Raw genomic sequence first — 18,869 nt, 5'->3', positions numbered from 1 at the left:
CCACCCCGTACGGTTTCGACCGTTCGCGGCCGGTTGCATCGAGGCATTGCCATGGAAGCGCTCCCATGCAAGAATCGCTGCACGCGGTTCGGGGAGCCACACCGCGAGCTCAGACGTCGAGGGCAGCCGGGTCACCGGACGGCGTCCGACTCCCCGACCGGTCCCGCGGGCCGGTCGTCCACCACCACCATCACGCCCGGCCGGGTCGGGCACCCCCGAAGAAACCCGTGGCGCCGGCCGTCCCGACGGACGCCGAGTGCCCTTCTGCCGGGCCGTACGCGGATCCGGTCTCGCCCAAGGAGATCAGTGGCATGAATCTGTGGAGAAGGCTGTCCGGCCGCAGCCGGGCGCTCGCGCTGACCGGCGCGGGCGTCCTGGTCGCCGGTGGACTGGTGACCCTCCCGGTCACCGCGGCGCAGGCCGCGACCCAGTGCAGCGTGGACTACACCACCAGCGACTGGCCCGGTGGCTTCACCGCCACGGTGACCATCCGGAACCTCGGTGACCCGCTCAGCTCGTGGAACCTCGGCTTCACCTTCCCGAACAGCAGCCAGAAGGTGCAGCAGGGCTGGTCGGCGAAGTGGTCGCAGAGCGGCCAGAACGTCACCGCGCAGAACGAGTCCTACAACGGGTCGCTGGGCACCGGCGCCAGCACCAGCATCGGGTTCAACGGCGCCTGGAGCGGCAGCAACCCGAAGCCGACCCAGTTCACCCTGAACGGCACGGTCTGCAACGGCGGCACGCCGCCCACCTCGACCCCGCCGACCACGACCCCGCCCCCGACGACCCCGCCGCCCACCACCCCGCCGCCGACCACCCCTCCGCCGGGGCAGAAGGTCGACAACCCGTACGCCGGGGTGAAGGGGTACGTGAACCCGGAGTGGAAGGCCAAGGCCGAGTCGGTGTCCGGCGGCAGCCGGGTGTCGAACAACCCGACCGCGGTCTGGATCGACCGGATCGCCGCCATCAACGGCACCCCGAACAGCAGCTCCAACGGCGCGATGGGGGTCCGTGACCACCTGGACGCCGCGCTCGCCCAGGGCGCCGGCTACATCCAGTTCGTCATCTACAACCTGCCCGGCCGGGACTGCTCCGCGCTCGCCTCGAACGGCGAGCTGGGCCCCGACGAGCTGCCCCGCTACAAGGCCGAGTACATCGACCCGATCGCCGCGATCCAGGGCGACGCGAAGTACAAGAACCTGCGCATCGTCAACATCATCGAGATCGACTCGCTGCCCAACCTGGTGACCAACACCTCGGGCAACGCGGGCGGCACCGCGATGTGCGACACGGTCAAGGCCAACGGCGCGTACGTCAACGGCGTCGGCTACGCCCTGGCCAAGCTGGGCGCGATCGGCAACGTCTACAACTACATCGACGCCGCGCACCACGGCTGGATCGGCTGGGACAGCAACTTCGGCCCGGTCGCCGACCAGCTCAAGGCCGCCGCCGTCGCGTCCGGCAGCACGGTGCGCAACGTGCACGGCTTCATCGTCAACACCGCGAACTACTCCGCGCTGAAGGAGCCGTACGTGAAGGTCACCGACTCGGTGAACGGCCAGACCGTGCGGCAGTCCAAGTGGATCGACTGGAACCAGTACGTCGACGAGCTCTCGTTCGCCCAGGCGTTCCGGCAGAAGCTGGTCTCCATCGGCTTCGACAGCGGTATCGGCATGCTGATCGACACCTCCCGCAACGGCTGGGGCGGGTCCGCCCGGCCCACCGGTCCGGGCCCGCTGACCAGCGTCGACGCTTACGTCGACGGGGGCCGGGTCGACCGGCGCTACCACACCGGCAACTGGTGCAACCAGGCCGGCGCGGGACTCGGCGAGCGGCCGCGGGCCAACCCGGAGCCGGGCATCGACGCGTACGTCTGGGTGAAGCCCCCGGGTGAGTCGGACGGCTCCAGCACGGCCATCCCGAACGACGAGGGCAAGGGCTTCGACCGGATGTGCGACCCGACCTACACCGGCAACGCCCGCAACGGCAACAACCTGTCCGGTGCCCTGCCGAACGCGCCGATCTCCGGTGCGTGGTTCGCGGCCCAGTTCCAGCAGCTGATGCAGAACGCGTACCCGCCGCTCTCCTGATCCGGCGGCCGGCCCACCCGCGGCGACGGGAGTGAGGCACCGCCGCGCGGGTTCCCCCGGGCCCCTGGTCGACCCCACGTCGACCAGGGGCCCCCGGGCGTCAGGGGACCGTCTTCTCGATCGCCGCCCGGCCCAGCTCGGCCAGGTCGCGGCGGGCCTGCTCCAGGTTCTCCGGGGTGAGGTCCTGGCCCCGGGCCATCACCAGGTCCTCGGGATCCCACGGCTGCTCCGCGCCGGTCCGGATGTTGTCCCCGCCCGCCCCGGTGCCGGTGCCGGTCGCCCCGGTCCCGGCCGCGTACGGGTCACCGAGGATGTCCGGCGAACCGGTGTCGGGCACCGCGCCGTCCGGCTCGGTGAAGACGGGATTGTCCGGGTCGGTGCCACCGGTGCGCAGCTGCGGCACCGTGCTGTCGTCGTCCACCGCGGCGGCCACCTCGGGGGTCTCCTCCAGCGGCCGCTCGCCACCGCGGTCACGATCCGTCATGCTGCTGCCCTCCTGTCCCGTTCCCTGATCCCCACGGCGTACCCCGTGCGGGCCGGGCCATGCCGCCCGGTGCGGCGTCCCGGCCGGCCGGTCAGCGCTCGTCGGCGGTGTGCGGCTCCGGCGGCTCGGTGGGGCGCAGCCGCTGCCAGAGCAGCATCAGCAACCCGAAGACGAGCATCGCCAGGCCGGCCCAGAGGTTGATCCGGACGCCCTGCGCCTTGTCGATCTCCGCGGACGAGTCGAAGAGCCCCATGAGGCCCACGATCAGCCCGTACACCACGAACAGCCCGCCGATCACCCGGCGGATGTCGAACAGGCGGGCCGCCGCGGAGCGCGCCTCCCGCGCGTCCTCGGTCTCGTCGACCAGCGGGTCGTGGGCCTCGCCGTGCTGGTACCGGTCGGCGTCGTCTGCCATGGCGTGCGTCCCTTCCTCAGAAGACCGGGATGTAGAAGAGGGCGGCGAGGACCACGGCGATCACGCCGAGCAGGACCGGGGAGCGGTACCAGGCGGCGTCGCCGGCCAGCGAGTCGTCCTTGAGCGTGGTGTCGGACAGGCCGTAGACCAGCCCGGTCAGCTCGTCGGCCCCCTTCGGCCGGGTCAGCGGCGTCACGATCGCGGCGACCACCGCCACGGTGACGAAGGCGAGGCCCGCCCCCCAGAAGCTCTCCTCCAGGTCGGAGTTGAAATCGATCACGCCGGCCCGGTAGAGCAGGTAGGTCCCGAGCGCCACCACGGTGCCCGACAGCAGCGACCAGAAGCCGGCCAGCGCGCTCATCCGCTTCCAGAACATGCCGATGATGAAGGTGCCGAAGAGCGGGGCGTTGAACACCGAGAAGAGCGCCTGGATGTAGTTCATGATGTTGCTGAACCCGGCCGCGATGAAGGCCGTGCCGATGCCGATGAGCACCGCGACCACGGTGGCGATCCGGCCCACCCGCACGTAGTACTCGTCCGAGCGGTCCCGCTTGAAGTACGCCTGCCAGATGTCGTACGTGAACACCGTGTTGAAGCCGCTGACGTTGGCGGCCATGCCGGCCATGAACGAGGCCACCAGACCGGTCACCGCGATACCGAGCACCCCGTTGGGCAGCAGGTCGCGCATGAGCAGCGGGATGGCGTTGTTGTAGACCAGGTCGCCGCTCTCGGCGCCGAGACCCTTGACGGTGATCAGGGCGATGAGGCCCGGGATCACGGTCACCACGGGGATGAGCAGCTTCGGGTACGCCGCGATGATCGGCGTACGCCGGGCCGCGCTCATGTTCCGCGCGGACAGCGCGCGCTGCACCTCGGCGAAGTTGGTGGTCCAGTAGCCGAACGAGAGCACGAAGCCGAGGCCGAACACGATGCCCAGCCAGTGCGCGCCGAGCGGGTTGTCCGTGCTGCCGGTGCCCTGCCAGGCGTGCAGCCCGGCCTCGCCCAGCTTCGAGCCGCGGACCGCGTCCATGAGGCCGCTGACGCCGCCGACCTTCACCAGGCCGAGCACGGTGATCGGCACCAGACCCGCGATGATCACGAAGAACTGGAGCACCTCGTTGTAGATCGCGCCGGAGAGGCCGCCGATGGTGATGTACACGAGCACGATGAACGCGCCGATCACGATCGCCACCCAGAGCGGCCAGCCCAGCAGCAGCTGCATGATGAGGGCCAGCGCGTACAGGTTCACGCCAGCGATGAGCACCTGGGCGACCGCGAAGCTGATCGCGTTCAGCAGGTGGGTCGGGCGGTTGAAGCGCAGCCGCAGGTACTCGGGGACGCTGCGGACCTTCGAGCCGTAGTAGAAGGGCATCATCACGATGCCCAGGAAGACCATGGCCGGCACGGCGCCGATCCAGTAGTAGTGGACCGTCATGATGCCGTACTGGGCGCCGTTGGCGGCCATTCCGATGATCTCCAGGGCGCCCAGGTTCGCCGAGACGAACGCCAGGCCGGTGACCCACGCGGGCAGCGACCGCCCGGAGAGGAAGAAGTCGACACTGGTGCGGATCGCCCGCCGCGCGGCGAAACCGACGCCGAGCACCGTGACGAAGTAGAGCGCCAGGATCAGGTAGTCCAGGGCGTTCATGTTCAACCGCAGACCGTCACCCATCCCGCGCTCCCTCCGTGGCGACTGCGCCCGCAGGTACCCACTTCGCGAAATTTCATGCACGGAGGGCGATCCGTGGACGCGACGGAGCCCCGGCCGTCCACCGGCCGGGGCTCCGTACGGCGTGGGTCAGCGGCGCAGTACCCGGTCCAGGAAGTCCCGGTAGCCACGTACGGCGACCCGGAGCTGCTCGGTGTCGGCCGAGCCGGACTCCTGCCAGCCGCCGAGCTTCGCCTTCTGCTCGCGCAGCGCCGCGGAGAGCGCCTCGATCGCCTCCTCGACCAACGACTGCGCCTCGCCGACCGCGGCCCGCGGGTCGTCCACGAAGCGGAGCTGGACGTCACGCCAGCGGTCCCGGAAGTCCTGGGCGGTCTCGGCGGCGAAGAGCGTGGCGGCGTCGGTCGGCACCGCGCCCGGGGTGGGCCGGGCCGCGCCGGCGAGCGCCGCCCCGGCCGCACCCGCGCCGGCCGCCGCCGTGCTGGTGTCCGGGTCGACCATCGCCGGCTCGGCGCTGCCGTAGCCGGCCCCGCCGGCCGCCGCCTCGTCGCCCGCCACGCCGGAGTGGGCGGCCTCCCAGCGGTCCGGGTCGTGGAGCCGGTCGCCCGCCGTCGGGTCGGCCCGCTCGTCGTCGAACGCGTCGGTCCGGCCCGGGGCGCCGTCGCCCGGTGCGACGGTGTCCTCGCCGCGCGGGTCCCGCTCGTCCTCGGGTCGCCCGCTGGCCATCGCCGACGCGGCCACCGCGTCGCCCACCGAGGTCGCCCCGAAGGTCGTCGGCAGCGGCGCCGGGTCGTGGTACACCGGCCGGTCCTCGGCGTCGGCGGCCTCCGCGTCGCGGAGGTCCCGGGCGTCGTACGCCCGGGTCTCGTCGAGCTCCGCCTCCCGGCGATCGGCACGCTCGCCGGCCACCGCCGGGTCGTCGAAGGTGCCCCGGTCGTCCAGCGCGTCCTCGGGCACCTCGGCCCGGGCGGCGGGATCGGCCCCGGACCCGTCGCCTTCGCCCCGGTCGCCCGGGGGCGGGACCGGCACCGGCGCCGACCGGACGGACTCGGGGTGGTCCTGCGTGACCTGCTGCTCTTCCTGACGCATGGCGGCGGCCTCCTCAGCGGCTCGTGGCGTCGTGCTCGTGGTCGGGGTGGCGCTGCTCCGGCGGCCGGTGACCGACCGGGTCCTCGCCGAGCAGGTCGGCGAAGAGGGCCCGGTAGTGCACCAGCGCCTGCCGGAGTTCCTCGGTGCCGGCCTCGCCGCGCTCGTTGCGCAGCCGGATGTCGTGGGCGTCCCGGTAGTGGGTCAGGGTGCGGGCGTGCTCGACGGAGAGGTGGGCGATCTGGTCGGAGAAGTCCCCGGTGGGGTACCCCCGCTCGGCGATCAGCCGGCTGACCAGTTCGTCGGCGTCGCCGACGGTTTCGGCCGGGGAGTCGACGAAGCGGACCTGGAGTTCCTCCCAGGCGGCGGCGTAGCGGGCCCGGGACTCCGGGTTGAGCGGAGTCAGCTCCAGCTCGGCGTGGCGGCGTTCCCGCTCCCGCAGCTCCCGCTCGGCGGCGCCGCGGCTGTCCTGCTCGGCGACGGCCCGGTCGTACTCGGGGCCGAAGCGCTGTTTGAGCGCCCGGCGGCGGCTCGCCACCACGGCGACCGCGGCCAGCGCGGCGAGCACCACAACGACGATGACTATGACGACTACCTGCGTGGGCGACATGGCTCCTCCTTCGCCCGCTGGTATTCCCTCCCGCGCGTGATCGCCAATCCCGTTCGGCGGCACTTTCCTGCGCGATCGCGCCCGGGTGAACTGCCCACGGCACGGCGGGGCACACATCGTCCGGCGCGGCGAGAATCTGAGTCGTTCCAGGAGGAGCCGCTGGGTGGGATGAGAACCGGGTGGCCCACGTGGAGCGCGAGGCGCACGGGACCTCCGGTGCGGAGGTGCACCCGGGATCGCCGGATCCGCGCGTCGACTCCGAGCCGTCCTAGGTGGTCGGTCCACCGGTCCCATCCGGCGGGGCGTTCCCGTCCAACGGTGTCCACAGCGAACATTCCGGACCGTAGTGACGGGCGAGACGGCCGGTAGTGCATCCGCTGGGGATTACGTATCCTGCCCAAGGCGCCCGGGCCGGGGCCCGGCGTCGCGGCCCCTCCGGCCGGTGCCGGCGCCACCCCTGCGACACCTTCCCCCGGGCGAGGTCTGATGAACACCCGAGACTGGCCGATCCGCGCCAAGCTGACCGCGCTGGTCATCGGTCCGGTGACCGGGCTGCTGGCACTCTGGATCTTCGCCACCACGCTGACCTTCGGGCCGGCCCTCGACCTGCTCGCCGCGCGTACCCTCCTCTACGACCTGGGCCGCCCCGGCGAGAGCGTGGTCGCCGAGCTGCAACGGGAACGCCGGCTCTCGGTCGTCCAGCTCGCCGGCGACACCGCCCTGCCGGTGCTGGCCGAGCAGCGCGCCCGCACCGACCGGGCCATCGCCGAGCTGCGGCGCCGGGTCAACGGGGAGAAGCTGCGCGACGCCGCCGACGACCTGCTCGACGCCCGGCTCGACCAGCTGGTCTCCGCGCTCGACGCGCTGCCCGCCGGCCGGGGCTTCATCGACAGCCGGAAGGTGGACCGGGCCGGTGCCGTCGGGCTCTACAGCGGGATGATCGGCTCCGCCTTCCAGGCGTTCTCCGGCATGGCCACGCTGCCCGACGCCCAGCTCAACCGGGAGGCGCTGGCGCTCACGGCGCTGGGCCGGTCCCGGGAGCTGCTCGGCCAGGCCGACGCGCTGCTGGCCGGCGCGGTCACCGCCGGCCGGTACGCCGAGGGTGAGCACGAGCAGCTGGTCCGCACCATCGAGAACCAGCGCTTCCTGGCCGAGAACGCGGTGGCCGACCTGCCGCCCGCCGAACGCGCCGAATACCAGCGGCTCACCGAGGGGGACGGGTTCGTCCGGCTGCGCGCCCTCCAGGACACCCTGGTCCGCGCCCGCGACCTGCCGGCCGGGCTGGACGTACGGGCCTGGGAGGCCGGCTACGCCGCGGTCTCGCAGGGCCTGCGGGACTTCGAGCTGCGTGGCGCCGACACCCTCGCCGAGCGGTCCGTGCCGATGGCGGTACGCATCCTGGTCCGGCTCGCCGCCGCCGGGGTGCTCGGCCTGCTCGCCATCGTGGCCTGCGTGCTGGTGGCGCTGCGGGTCGGCCGGTCGCTGGACCGGCGGCTCACCGGGGTGCGCACCGCCGCGCTGGAGATGGCCGAGCACCGGCTGCCCGACGTGGTGGCCCGGCTGCGTCGCGGCGAGGAGGTCGACGTCGCCCGCGAGGCGCCCGAGCTGGACCACGGCGGCGACGAGATCGGCCAGGTGGGCCGGGCCTTCAACGAGGTGCGCCGGACCGCCGTCCAGGCCGCCGTCGACGAGGTCACCCTGCGTCGCGGCCTCAACGAGGTGTTCCTCAACATCGCCCGCCGCAGCCAGGGGCTGGTGCACCGGCAGCTGGCGCTGCTGGACCGGCTGGAGCGGCGTACCGAGGACCCGGACGAGCTGGCCGGGCTGTTCCAGGTCGACCACCTCGCCACCCGGCTCCGGCGGCACGCCGAGGACCTGGTCATCCTGGCCGGCGCGGCCCCCGGGCGGGGCTGGCGCAACCCGGTCGCCGCGGTCGACGTGGTACGCGGCGCGATCTCCGAGGTCGAGTCGTACGACCGGGTCGACGTGGGCGAGGTGCAGCCGGCCGGGGTGCTCGGCCGCGCCGTCGGCGACGTGATCCACCTGCTCGCCGAGCTGATCGAGAACGCCACCGTCTTCTCCCCGCCGGGCACCCGGGTGGACGTCACCGGCCGGACCGTGCCGGGCGGCTACACCATCGAGATCACCGACCGGGGGCTCGGCATGTCGCCGCCGGCCCTGGCCGACGCGAACCGCAAGCTCTCCCGCGCCCCGGAGTTCGACCCGACCGACAGCGCCCGGCTGGGCCACTTCGTGGTCGCCCGGCTGGCCGCCCGGCACGGCGTCCGGGTCGAGCTGCGGCCGGCCGCCCCCGGGGGGATCACCGCCGTGGTGTTCGTCCCGTCGGACCTGGTCACCGACGAGCCGGCGCTCGGCACGACCGCCCCGGACGGAGCCGCCGGGCTCGACGACCGGCGGAGGGCCAAGGTGACCCGGCTGGCCACGGTCCCCCGGACGCGGGCCGCCCGGCCCGGCCGGGAGCGGCCCGAGTCGGCGGTGCTGCCGCTGCCCGCCGGGCGTACCTCGGGAGTGGAGACGCCGGCGGACGGCGACGGCCTGCCCCGCCGGGTCCGCCGGCGCGGGCCGGTGGCCCGCCCCCGGCCGGTCGTCGTCGACAACCCGGTCCACCGCACGCCCGAGGAGGCCCGCCGGGCCATGTCCGCGCTCCAGGCCGGCACCGCCCGCGGCCGCCGGGACGGCGCCCGCGGCGCCGCCGAGCCCTCCCCGCCGGAGCCGCCCGCGGCTCCGGACCAACGAACCGCGACTGAGAGGGACGCCTAGTGGTGCACACGACGCGGCAGAACGCCGATCTCGACTGGTTGCTCGACGACCTGGTGGAGCGGGTGCCGGCCGCCCGCCAGGCGGTGGTGCTGTCGGCGGACGGCCTCCTGCTCGGCGCCTCCGCCGACCTGGACCGCACCGACGCCGAACACCTCTGCGCCCTGGCCTCCGGCTTCTCCAGCCTCGCCAAGGGGGCCACCCGGCACGTGGGTGGCGGCGCGGTCCGGCAGACCGTGGTGGAGATGGAGTCGGCGTACCTGTTCGTCACGGCCGCGGGGCAGGGCGCCTGCCTGGCGGTGGTGAGCGACGCCGACGCCGACATCGGCCTGGTGGCGTACGAGATGGCGATGCTGGTCATCCGCGTCGGCGAGAACCTCAGTGCACCGGCCCGCACGGCGGCGACCGATGCGGGCTGAGTCGCCGGGCCCGCAGCACGAGTGGCTGGACGCCGCCGCCGGCCCGGTGGTCCGCCCGTACACCCTCACCGGCGGCCGGGTGCGCCCGCCGGTCGACGGCTTCGACCTGGTGGCGTTCGTGCTGACGGTTCCGGGGGCCGACCCGACCGGCGTGCCCGGTCTCCAGCCGGAGCACCGGCGCCTCGTCGACCTGGCCCGGCGGCCGGTGGCCGTGGCCGACCTCGCCGCCGACCTCGATCTCGCCGTCGGCGTGGTCCGGGTGCTGCTCGGCGACCTCCTCGCCCGTGGGCTCGTCACGGTGCGCCGGCCGCCGGCCGCCGCCCACCTGCCCGACGACAACATCCTCAAGGCGGTGGTCAGTGGACTCCGTGCGCTTTGACCGGGAGCCGGCCGCGCCGCGGGTGCCGCTGGCTCTGAAGATCCTCATCGCCGGCGGCTTCGGCGCCGGCAAGACGACGCTGGTGAGCGCGTTGAGTGAGGTCCGGCCGTTGCAGACCGAGGAGGTGCTGACCGGCGCCGGCATCGGCACCGACGACGTCTCCGGGGTCGAGCAGAAGTCGACCACCACGGTGGCCATGGACTTCGGCCGGATCACCATCAACGACGACCTCCAGGTCTACCTGTTCGGCACCCCCGGACAGGACCGGTTCTGGTTCCTCTGGGACGAGCTGGCGTTCGGGGCGCTCGGCGCGGTGGTGCTCGCCGACACCCGCCGGCTGGCCGACTGCTTCCCCTCGATCGACTACTTCGAGCAGCGGGGCATCCCGTTCGTGGTCGGGGTGAACTGCTTCGACGGGTCCCGCAAGTTCAGCCTGGAGGCGGTACGCGACGCCCTGGACCTGGATCCGGACGTGCCGCTGGTGCTCTGCGACGCCCGGGACCGGCAGTCCGGGAAACTGGTGCTGATCTCGCTGGTCGAGCACGTCGCGCGGCAGCGGGGCGAGCCGGTGCCGGTGGGCTGACCCGGTCCGCCCACCGGCGCGACCCGGCCCGCCCGGAACCGCGCCGCCCGGCCCGCCCGGAAAACCGGTGCCCCGGATGACGCCTAACCGGGCGGCTCCCCGGGAAGCCTCTGGTTTGATCGACGGTGGAGACGGCGGAAGGTGGGAGCGGTGACCGGGCAGGACGTGATCGTCCACATCGGGGGCTACACGGCGGAGTCGGACGGGCGGGCCGAGGGCATCGTCGCCGCCCGGCGCGACCCGGCGACCGGCGCGCTGACGCCGCTCGGCACGGTGGCGGTCACCCCGTCGCCGTCCTTCCTCGTCCGGCATCCGGCGCTGCCGGTGCTCTACGCGGTCAACGAGCTGGCCGAGGGGCAGGTGAGCGCCTTCCGGGTCGGCCCGGGCGGCGACCTCGACCCGCTGGGCGTACGCCCGACCGGAGGGGCGGAGCCCTGCCACCTGGCGGTCGCCCCGGACGGGCGGCACCTGTTCGTGGCGAACTACGGCGGCGGCAGCGTCGCGGTGTTCCCGCTGGACGCCGACGGGACGCCGGGGGAGCGCAGCGACCTGGTCCGGCACGAGGGGCACGGCGCCGACCCGGAGCGGCAGGAGCAGGCGCACTGCCACATGGTCTCGCCCGACCCGGGCGGCGGGCCGCTGCTCGCCGTCGACCTGGGCACCGACTCCGTCTACCGGTACGACCTCGATGCCGCCTCCGGACGGCTGGTGCCCCGCGCCCCCCGGCTGCGGACGCCAGCCGGCGCCGGACCGCGGCACCTGGCCCGGCACCCGGACGGGCGGCGCTGCTGGCTGGTCGGCGAGCTGGACGGGACGGTCACCGCGTACGACCTGACCCCGGACGGGTTGCACCAGCGGGTCCGGGTGGACGCCAGCGGCCGGGTCGGGCACGTGCAGCCCTCCGAGGTCGCCGTCGGGCCGGACGGCCGCTTCCTGTACGTCGGCAACCGGGGCGTGGGCACGGTCGCGGTCTTCGCGCTGGACGGCGCGGCGCCCGAGCTGGTGGCCGAGGTGGACACCGGGGGCGAGTGGCCGCGGCACTTCGTCCTGACCGGCGAGCACCTCTACGTGGCCGACGAGCGGGCCGGCATGATCAGGATCTTCCAGGTGGATCCGGGCACCGGGGTGCCCGAGCCGGTGGGCGAGCCGGTGCCGGTGGCGAGCCCCACCTGCATCCGTCCGTGACCGACCGGTCACCGAACCACCGTCCGCAGTGGACTTTGATCACCTGGGATGACTGACCACTCACTCAAAGTGATGATTTGGCGATCAACTGTTTCTCCTGCGTAACTTTCGTCCGAACGGTTGTGGCAGTAACCCCACGAGATACGCAAGATGGTCACCGTGTCTGGCCGCCATCGCATGCGTTCTAAGCTCCACGGGGCAGGTGCCGTCGCCGCGGCGACCGCGCTCGCTGTCGTCGTAGCCGGCTCCTGGTTCGGTTACCGGCAGCTGGCCGGCCCGAGCTGCTCGGGGCGAATCGAGCTGTCCGTCTCGGCGGCCCCGGAGATCGCCCCCGCCGTACGCGCGGCGGCCGACCAGTGGGTCACCGACGGCGCGGCCGTCGGCGACACCTGCATCGCCGTGAACGTCTCCTCCGCCGAGCCGGTCGACGTGGCCGCCGCGGTGGCGAGCAAGCACGGCGCCACCCTGGCCGGGGTCGGGCAGGCCAGCGGCACCGCGGTCACCCCGGACGTCTGGGTGCCGGACTCCTCCACCTGGCTGGTCCGGCTCAAGAGCGGTGGCGCCACCGCCTTCGCGCCGGCCAACGGCGCCTCGATCGCTCGCAGCCCGGTCGTGGTCGCCCTGCCCGAGCCGGTGGCCTCCCGGATCGGCTGGCCCGAGAAGGAGATCCGCTGGACCGACCTGCTGGGCCAGGTCACCAGCAGCAAGCCGCTGCGCGCCGGGATCGTCGAGCCCACCCAGGACGCGGCCGGCCTGTCCGGGTTGCTCTCGCTGACCGCCGCCGCCAGCGCCACCGGCAAGGCCGGCTCGCCGCAGGCGCAGGAGGCGATGGTCGGGGCGCTGCGGGCGCTGGCCACCAACCGCTCCTCGCTGCGGCAGGACCTCCTCGCCCGCTTCCCGCGCTCCACCGACCCGACGGCCATCGCCAACGGGCTCGGCGCGGCGGCGCTGTCGGAAGAGGACGTGATCGCCTACAACAACACCAAGCCGCCGATCCCGCTGGCCGCGCTCTACATGAAGCCGGACCCGATCGCGCTGGACTACCCGTTCGCGGTGCTGCCCGGCATCGAGCCGACCAAGGCGTCGGCGGCCCGGGTGCTCTTCGAGGTGCTGCGGACGCCGAGCTTCAAGGACCGGCTGGCGGCGCAGGCGCTGCGGGCCCCCGACGGCAACTGGGGCGACGGGTTCAAGGCGCCGCAGGGCGCGCCGAGCCCGGCGAACGGCGGCGCGAGCGCCGTCCCGCCGTCCGGCCAGGGCGGCGCGGCCGACCTCGACCCGAAGGCCATCCAGACGGCGACCACCACCTGGTCGGTGGCCACCCAGTCCGGTCGCATGCTCTGCGTCATCGACGTCTCCGGCTCCATGAAGAAGCCGGTGGCGACCGCCAACGGCGCCAGCCGGGAGCAGGTCACCGTCGCCGCCGCCAGCCAGGGCCTGGGGCTCTTCGACGACTCCTGGTCGATCGGCCTGTGGACCTTCTCCACCAACCTGAGCGGCTCGCAGGACTACCGCGAGGTGATCGGGATCAAGCCGCTGTCGAGCAACCGGGGCGCGCTCCAGCAGGGCCTCGCCTCGATCCGGCCCTCGGACGGCGACACCGGTCTCTACGACACCATGCTCGCGGCGTACAAGAAGGTCCAGCAGGACTGGGAGCCGGGCAAGGTCAACTCGATCGTGCTGTTCACCGACGGCAAGAACGACGACGCCAACGGCATCTCGCAGAAGGCGCTGCTCGACCAGCTCAAGAAGCTGCGGGACGAGGAGCAGCCGGTGCAGGTGATCATCATCGGCATCGGCAACGAGGTCAGCCGCGCCGAGCTCAAGTCGATCACGGACGTGACCGGCGGTGGCTCCTTCGTCACCACCGACCCGAGCAAGATCGGCGAGATTTTCCTGCAGGCGATCGCGCTGCGCCCGCCCGCGCCGCGCTGATCCGACACTCAGCGCACATGTTCCGCCGTACCGGCAGATCCGGTACGGCGGAACGCTTCCCGGCCCCGGGGGCCGGGTGAAAACTGACGGCAATGCGTCCGAAGCAATCGGTAACCATAATTGTCGAGGCAAGATGACCGGGTGCTCCGAACCGCGGCTCTCCCACCGGGAACGCGCGGCGCGGGGTCGTCCTGAGCGAAGTGGGGAGGGCCGGTGACCTCGGCGACGCTGTTGACCCCCGCCAGCACGTCGTCGCGACCGGGTGGCGACCGCCCCGGTCCGACGACCCGCGCCGCGGAGCGGGCCTACATCCGGCTCCTCGTGGTGCTGGACACCGCCGTGCTGGCCGTGGCCATCCTGATCGGCTACGTGGCCCGGTTCGGCGACGAGCAGCCGAGCGGCTCGGAGATCCCGTACGTGGTGGTCGCGCCCGCCCTGCTGCTGGTCTGGCTGGTCTCGCTCAAGGCGATGCGCTGCTACGACGACCAGGTGCTCGGCTACGGCGCCGACGAGTACCGGCGGGTCAACGCGGCGAGCCTGCGGCTGGCCGGCGGCATCGCCATCGCCGGCTACATCGCCGACGTCGGGGTCTCCCGGGGCTTCCTGGCCATCTCCTTCGCGGTCGGCACGGTCGGCCTGGAGGTGGCCCGGTTCGCCGCCCGCAAGCGGCTGCACCGCGCCCGCGACCGGGGCGCCGGCTGGTCCCGCAAGGTGCTGGTGGTCGGCGACACCGCGCACGTGCTGGAACTGGTGCACACCCTGCGCCGGGAGCCGTACGCCGGCTACCAGGTGGTCGGCGCCTGCATTCCCGACGCGCTGCTCGCACCGGTGCCGCAGCGGCTGGGCGACGTGCCGGTGGTCGGCTCGTTCCGGGGCATCCCCGAGGCGGCCACCGCGATCGGCGCGGACACCGTGGCGGTCACCGCCTCGGGTGAACTCACCGCGACCCGGCTGCGCCGGCTGGGCTGGCAGCTGGAGGGCACCGGGGTCGAGCTGGTGGTGGCCCCGGCGCTGACCGACGTCGCCGGCCCGCGCATCCACACCCGGCCGGTCGCCGGCCTGCCGCTGATCCACGTCGAGGCGCCCGAGTTCCGGGGCGCCCGCAAGCTGGTCAAGGGGCTGGTCGACCGCTCGATCTCGCTGATCGCCCTGCTCCTGCTGGCCCCCCTGCTGGCGGTGATCGCGCTCGCCATCAAGCTGGACAGCCGGGGCCCGGTGCTGTTCCGCCAGACCCGGGTCGGCCAGGGCGGCAAGGAGTTCGGCGTCTTCAAGTTCCGCACCATGGTGGTCAACGCCGACGCCCTGCTCGCCGAGCTGGCCGCGCGCAACGAGACCGACGGCCTGATGTTCAAGATGCGCGACGACCCCCGGGTGACCAGGGTCGGCCGGCTGCTGCGCAAGTGGTCCCTGGACGAGCTGCCCCAGCTGGCGAACGTGCTGCTCGGCCAGATGAGCCTGGTCGGCCCCCGCCCGCCGCTGCCCTCCGAGGTGGCCCGGTACGACGGCGACGTGGCCCGCCGGCTGCTGGTCAAGCCCGGCATGACCGGCCTGTGGCAGGTCAGCGGCCGGTCCGACCTGAGCTGGGAGGACGGCATCCGGCTCGACCTCTACTACGTGGAGAACTGGTCGCTCGCCGCCGACCTGACGATCCTCTGGAAGACCTTCGGCGCGGTGGTCAACAGCCGCGGCGCCTACTGAGCCGGCGGGCGGCCGGGGCGGGTCAGGGCTGCGGGCCGAGCCAGTCCAGGCAGACCACGACCGCGTCGTCGACCAGGTCGCCGGCCACGAAGGCGCGCAGGTCGCCGATCAGCGACCGGACCGCGTCCAGCGGCTCCATGGGGCCCGTCCGCCGCAGGAAGCGGTCGAGCGCGGTCTCGCCGTAGCGGACCCGCTCGGAGGTCGCGTCGATCACCCCGTCGCTGACCACGAAGAGCCGGTCGTCCCGGCGCAGCTGGAACTGCTGCTCCCGGTAGTCGGTGCCCTCGAACATGCCGAGCGGGAACTGCTTGTCCAGGACCTGCTCGGTCACCTCGCCGTCGCGCAGCCGCACCAGGCGCGGCGAGCCGGCGTCGACCACGGCCAGCGTCCCGCTGGCCAGGTCCAGCTCCAGCAGGAGCGCGGAGAGGTGCTGCTCGCCCCGGTGCAGCGCGTAGATCGCCTGGTCGGCCAGGGCGGCCTGGTCGGCCAATGCGAGTTTGGCGCGGCGGGCGTTGCGCAGCGCGTGGGTGGCCAGCGAGGTGAGCATGGCGGCGGCCACCCCCTCGCCCGAGCCGTTGACCACCGAGAGCCACAGCCGGTGGCCGTCGTCGGACCAGTCGAAGCCGTCGCCGCGCACCGCGTACGCCGGCTCCAGCTGGCCGGCCAGGCTGAACGAGGGGCGGATCCGGCTGCGGCCCGGCAGCAGCTCCCACTGCATCTCGGCGGCCAGGGTGAGCCGCCGGCTGCGCCGGGCGGTCAGGTAGATGTCGGTGGTGGCCGCCACGGCGGCCAGCTCGTGACCGAGCGCGGTGGCGACGGCGTCCAGCGCGCCCAGGGCGGCCGGGTCGGCCGGCACCGGCGAGAGCCGGAGCACCCCGCGCCGCTCGCCGCGCATACCGACCGGGAACCAGCCGGTGCCCTCGGAGACGATCGGCTCCTGGTGGTCGAAGCACCGCCACGCCGGGTGCCCGGGCGTGACGATCGGCTCACCGCCGGACAGCGGGAGCAGCGCGGCCAGCCGGTAGTCGACCTGGTACAGCTCGGTGCGGGTGATCCCGTACGACTGTTCCAACTCGGTGGCGAGCCGGTCGACGAGCTGGTCCGTCGGCGCCTCGGTGAGGCTCCGCCGTGCCCGATCCACCGGTCCGCTCATCTTTGCTCCTTTGCACAGGTCGCCGGCCTGATGAGCCGGGTAGTCTCGGGCACACCATGGCCGAAGAACGCGGTCCCAAGGGACCTGATGCGAGTATGGCCGCTGCCCTCGACGAGGCGGCGGGCACCCTGCTGGCTGTCTGGGAGGCGGCCCGCGAGCGGACCACGAGTCGGCTCTCCGGCCCACAGCTGCGGGCGGTCATGGTCGTCGAGCAGTACGACGGGATCAACCTCCGCCGCCTCGCCACCCTGACCGACATGCTGCTCTCCTCCGCGAGCCGGCTCTGCGACCGGCTGGTGGCGGCCGGGATGCTGGAGCGCGAGCCGGGCCGGTACGACCGGCGGGAGATCGCCCTGCACCTCACTCCGACGGCCACCCGGCTCCTCGCCGAGCTGCGCGCCGACCGGCGCTACCGGCTGGACCGGATCCTGGCCGGGATGAGCGCGGAGGGGCGGGCCGCGCTGGTCCGCGGGATGCGCGAGTTCGACGAGGTCGGCCGGCGCGGAGAGGCCGCCCCCGCGGAGGGCTGGCCGGTGCTCCAGCCCTCGGGGGAGCGGATCGGCGACCCGCTGGCCGAGCCGGAGTCACCGGGCGAGCCGCCGGTGGCCCGTACCGCCTGACCCGGCCGGGTCACCCCGCCGCCACGACCAGCATGGCGATGTCGTCGTGCACCTGGCCGTCGAGCCACTCGTCGACGAGTTGGAGCAGCCGGTCGATCAGCGCGGCCGGCGGCAGGCCGGCCCCGGCGGCGAGCGCCTGCCGCAGCCGGGCGTCGCCGAACATCTCCAGCCCGGTGGGGCCACCCCGGGCCTCGGTCACCCCGTCGGTGTGCGTCACCAGCAGGTCGCCCGGAGCGAGGCGTACCTCCGCCTCGACGAAGCGGGCCGTGGTCAGCGAGCCGACCGGCATGCCGCCCACCGGGACCGGCTCGACCCGGCCGTCGGTCCGGACCACGAGCGGGGCCGGGTGCCCGCCGCCGGCCACCCGGACCAGCAGCCCGCCGTCCGGCTCGCGGCTCAGGGCGCCCAGCAGGAGGGTGGTGAACTGGGCCCGGCGGGCCGCGTCGGGGGCGTCCAGCAGCGCGCGGTTGAGCAGCACCATCAGCTCCCGCGGGCGCTGCTCGACCAGCCGCAGGGTCTGCAACGACTGCCGTACCCGCCCGGTCAGCACGGCCGCGCCGACGCCCCGGCCACAGACGTCGCCGAGCGCGAAGAGGCCGCCGTCGGCGGTGGGGAAGAGGTCGTAGAAGTCGCCGCCGATGCGCAGGCCGTCCCCGGCGGAGCGGTAGCCGCCGGCCAGCGTCATGCCGCGCAGCGGCGGCAGGTCCGGGGGGAGCAGGCTGTTCTGGAGCACGCGGGCCAGATGGGCCTGCTCGCCGTAGAGCTCGGCGGCCGCCAGCGCCGCGCCCGCCCGGGCGGCGAACTCCCGGGCCAGCTCGGTCTCCCGCAGGTCGAAGGCGGTCCGCTCGGGCCGGCGGACCAGGATCAGGGCGCCGGCCGGGCCGCCGGCGCTGCGCATCGGGCTGATCAGCACGGTGCCGGGCCGGCCGAAGCCCGCGGGCAGCACCTCGGCCAGGTCGGCCAGCTCGGCGTCGAGCCAGGGGCTGGGCTCGGTGGTTTCGCCCGCGAGCGCCTCGATCAGCCCGGGCACCGACTCGGCGGCCCGCCACCCGGCGACACCCGTGGCCGGGCCCGGGTCGTCGGTGGCGTACCGGATCCAGTGCGGCTCGTCCTCGGCGGGCGGGGCCGGGCGGTGCACGACCACGGCGGCGTCGGCCAGGTAGGGCACCGGCAGGGTCACGGCGGCGTGCAGCGTCTGGTGCCGGTGCAGGGAGAGCCCGAGCCGGCTGCCGGCCCGGGCCAGGAACGCGGTCCGGGACCGTTCGGCCACCAGGGCCTCGGTGCGTTCCCGCTCCTCGGTGGCGTCCCGCACGTACCAGGCGCAGTGGCCGCCGGCCAGGCCGCGCCGGACGCCGCGCAGCAGCCGGCCGTGGTGCTCGGTGTCGAAGGTCCCGCCGCCGGCGCGGACCGCGCCGGCCAGCGCGGGCACGGGGCAGCCGGCCAGGTCGACGCCGGGGGCGAGTTCGGGGAGGAGTTCCGAGGCCATCGCGTTGACCAGGGTCACCACGCCGGCCTCGTCGGTGGTGACGACGGCCTCGGCGAGCCCGTCCAGCAGCTCGCGGGCGAGCCGCTCGTCGGCCGGCACCGCGGTCCCGGCCGGCCGCCGGCCCGGGGAGGTCTGCTCCTCGCCGGCGACCCCGCCCCGTCGGGCGGTCGTCACCGCCGGTGGCCGGGCGCTTCGGTCAGTCGACCTGTGCGCATGCTGTCGGTGCACTCCTCGGTTGCGGGTCCGTTGCCTGGGGGCAAGCGTACCGAGCGGGGCTGCCGAACG

General features: G+C 73.9%; 16 protein-coding genes. 9 read left to right on the top strand and 7 right to left on the bottom strand.

Going from position 1 to position 18,869, the window contains the following annotated elements; genetic code table 11:
• Positions 1-311: 311 nt before the first annotated feature.
• Entirely contained in the window at positions 312-2,090 is a 1,779-nt protein-coding gene (locus IEY96_RS28495) for a glycoside hydrolase family 6 protein (protein ID WP_189197884.1), read from the top strand.
• A 100-nt stretch (positions 2,091-2,190) separates the two neighbouring features.
• Here the strand turns inward: IEY96_RS28495 and IEY96_RS28490 are convergent, their stop codons facing one another.
• The 5 genes from IEY96_RS28490 to IEY96_RS28470 all read right to left on the bottom strand — a co-directional run bounded on the left by IEY96_RS28490 (position 2,191) and on the right by IEY96_RS28470 (position 6,351).
• Positions 2,191-2,574 (bottom strand): hypothetical protein, encoded by a 384-nt coding sequence (locus IEY96_RS28490; protein ID WP_189197883.1) that lies wholly within the window; start codon positions 2,572-2,574, stop codon positions 2,191-2,193.
• 91 nt (positions 2,575-2,665) lie between these two features.
• The gene (locus IEY96_RS28485) at positions 2,666-2,989 is read right to left on the bottom strand and encodes a hypothetical protein (RefSeq protein WP_189197882.1); all 324 of its coding nucleotides are present in this window, start codon (positions 2,987-2,989) and stop codon (positions 2,666-2,668) included.
• Positions 2,990-3,005: 16 nt separating this feature from the next.
• Positions 3,006-4,661 carry a sodium:solute symporter family protein gene (locus IEY96_RS28480; RefSeq protein ID WP_189197881.1) on the bottom strand — a complete coding sequence of 552 codons (1,656 nt, stop codon included), beginning with the start codon at positions 4,659-4,661 and terminating at the stop codon, positions 3,006-3,008.
• Between the two features lie 126 nt (positions 4,662-4,787).
• Positions 4,788-5,744: a hypothetical protein gene (locus IEY96_RS28475; RefSeq protein WP_189197880.1), complete on the bottom strand. Its 957-nt coding sequence runs from the start codon at positions 5,742-5,744 to the stop codon at positions 4,788-4,790.
• A gap of 13 nt (positions 5,745-5,757) precedes the next feature.
• Positions 5,758-6,351 (bottom strand): hypothetical protein, encoded by a 594-nt coding sequence (locus IEY96_RS28470; protein ID WP_189197879.1) that lies wholly within the window; start codon positions 6,349-6,351, stop codon positions 5,758-5,760.
• Positions 6,352-6,837: 486 nt separating this feature from the next.
• Here IEY96_RS28470 and IEY96_RS28465 point away from each other — a divergent pair, with 486 nt between their 5' ends.
• The 7 genes from IEY96_RS28465 to IEY96_RS28435 all read left to right on the top strand — a co-directional run bounded on the left by IEY96_RS28465 (position 6,838) and on the right by IEY96_RS28435 (position 15,325).
• The gene (locus tag IEY96_RS28465; RefSeq protein WP_189197878.1) at positions 6,838-9,132 is read left to right on the top strand and encodes a sensor histidine kinase; all 2,295 of its coding nucleotides are present in this window, start codon (positions 6,838-6,840) and stop codon (positions 9,130-9,132) included.
• A complete protein-coding gene (locus IEY96_RS28460) occupies positions 9,132-9,548 on the top strand; it encodes a roadblock/LC7 domain-containing protein (protein ID WP_189197877.1) in 417 nt (138 codons plus the stop codon). The genes IEY96_RS28465 and IEY96_RS28460 overlap by 1 nt, the downstream gene beginning before the upstream one ends.
• Positions 9,538-9,927: a DUF742 domain-containing protein gene (locus tag IEY96_RS28455; protein ID WP_189197876.1), complete on the top strand. Its 390-nt coding sequence runs from the start codon at positions 9,538-9,540 to the stop codon at positions 9,925-9,927. The genes IEY96_RS28460 and IEY96_RS28455 overlap by 11 nt, the downstream gene beginning before the upstream one ends.
• Positions 9,908-10,510: a GTP-binding protein gene (locus IEY96_RS28450; RefSeq protein ID WP_189197875.1), complete on the top strand. Its 603-nt coding sequence runs from the start codon at positions 9,908-9,910 to the stop codon at positions 10,508-10,510. Before IEY96_RS28455 ends, IEY96_RS28450 begins: the two co-directional genes overlap by 20 nt.
• Positions 10,511-10,660: 150 nt before the next feature.
• Positions 10,661-11,695 (top strand): lactonase family protein, encoded by a 1,035-nt coding sequence (locus IEY96_RS28445; protein ID WP_189197874.1) that lies wholly within the window; start codon positions 10,661-10,663, stop codon positions 11,693-11,695.
• A 177-nt stretch (positions 11,696-11,872) separates the two neighbouring features.
• Positions 11,873-13,627, top strand: a complete 1,755-nt coding sequence (locus tag IEY96_RS28440) for a VWA domain-containing protein (RefSeq protein ID WP_189197873.1) — start codon at positions 11,873-11,875, stop codon at positions 13,625-13,627.
• Between the two features lie 213 nt (positions 13,628-13,840).
• Positions 13,841-15,325: a sugar transferase gene (locus IEY96_RS28435; protein ID WP_189197872.1), complete on the top strand. Its 1,485-nt coding sequence runs from the start codon at positions 13,841-13,843 to the stop codon at positions 15,323-15,325.
• A gap of 22 nt (positions 15,326-15,347) precedes the next feature.
• On the opposite strand, the gene IEY96_RS28430 is transcribed toward IEY96_RS28435, so the two are convergent.
• On the bottom strand, positions 15,348-16,478 hold the full coding sequence (locus tag IEY96_RS28430) for a PP2C family protein-serine/threonine phosphatase (protein WP_189197871.1): 1,131 nt from the start codon (positions 16,476-16,478) through the stop codon (positions 15,348-15,350).
• Positions 16,479-16,573: 95 nt separating this feature from the next.
• On the opposite strand from IEY96_RS28430, the gene IEY96_RS28425 reads away from it, so the two are divergent.
• On the top strand, positions 16,574-17,098 hold the full coding sequence (locus IEY96_RS28425) for a MarR family winged helix-turn-helix transcriptional regulator (protein ID WP_189197870.1): 525 nt from the start codon (positions 16,574-16,576) through the stop codon (positions 17,096-17,098).
• 10 nt (positions 17,099-17,108) lie between these two features.
• Here the strand turns inward: IEY96_RS28425 and IEY96_RS28420 are convergent, their stop codons facing one another.
• A complete protein-coding gene (locus IEY96_RS28420; protein WP_189197869.1) occupies positions 17,109-18,758 on the bottom strand; it encodes a PP2C family protein-serine/threonine phosphatase in 1,650 nt (549 codons plus the stop codon).
• Positions 18,759-18,869 lie beyond the last annotated feature (111 nt).

The organism is Micromonospora fulviviridis, from assembly GCF_014648395.1.
GTDB lineage: Bacteria > Actinomycetota > Actinomycetes > Mycobacteriales > Micromonosporaceae > Micromonospora > Micromonospora fulviviridis.
This window is presented reverse-complemented; position numbering and strand designations above follow the sequence as displayed.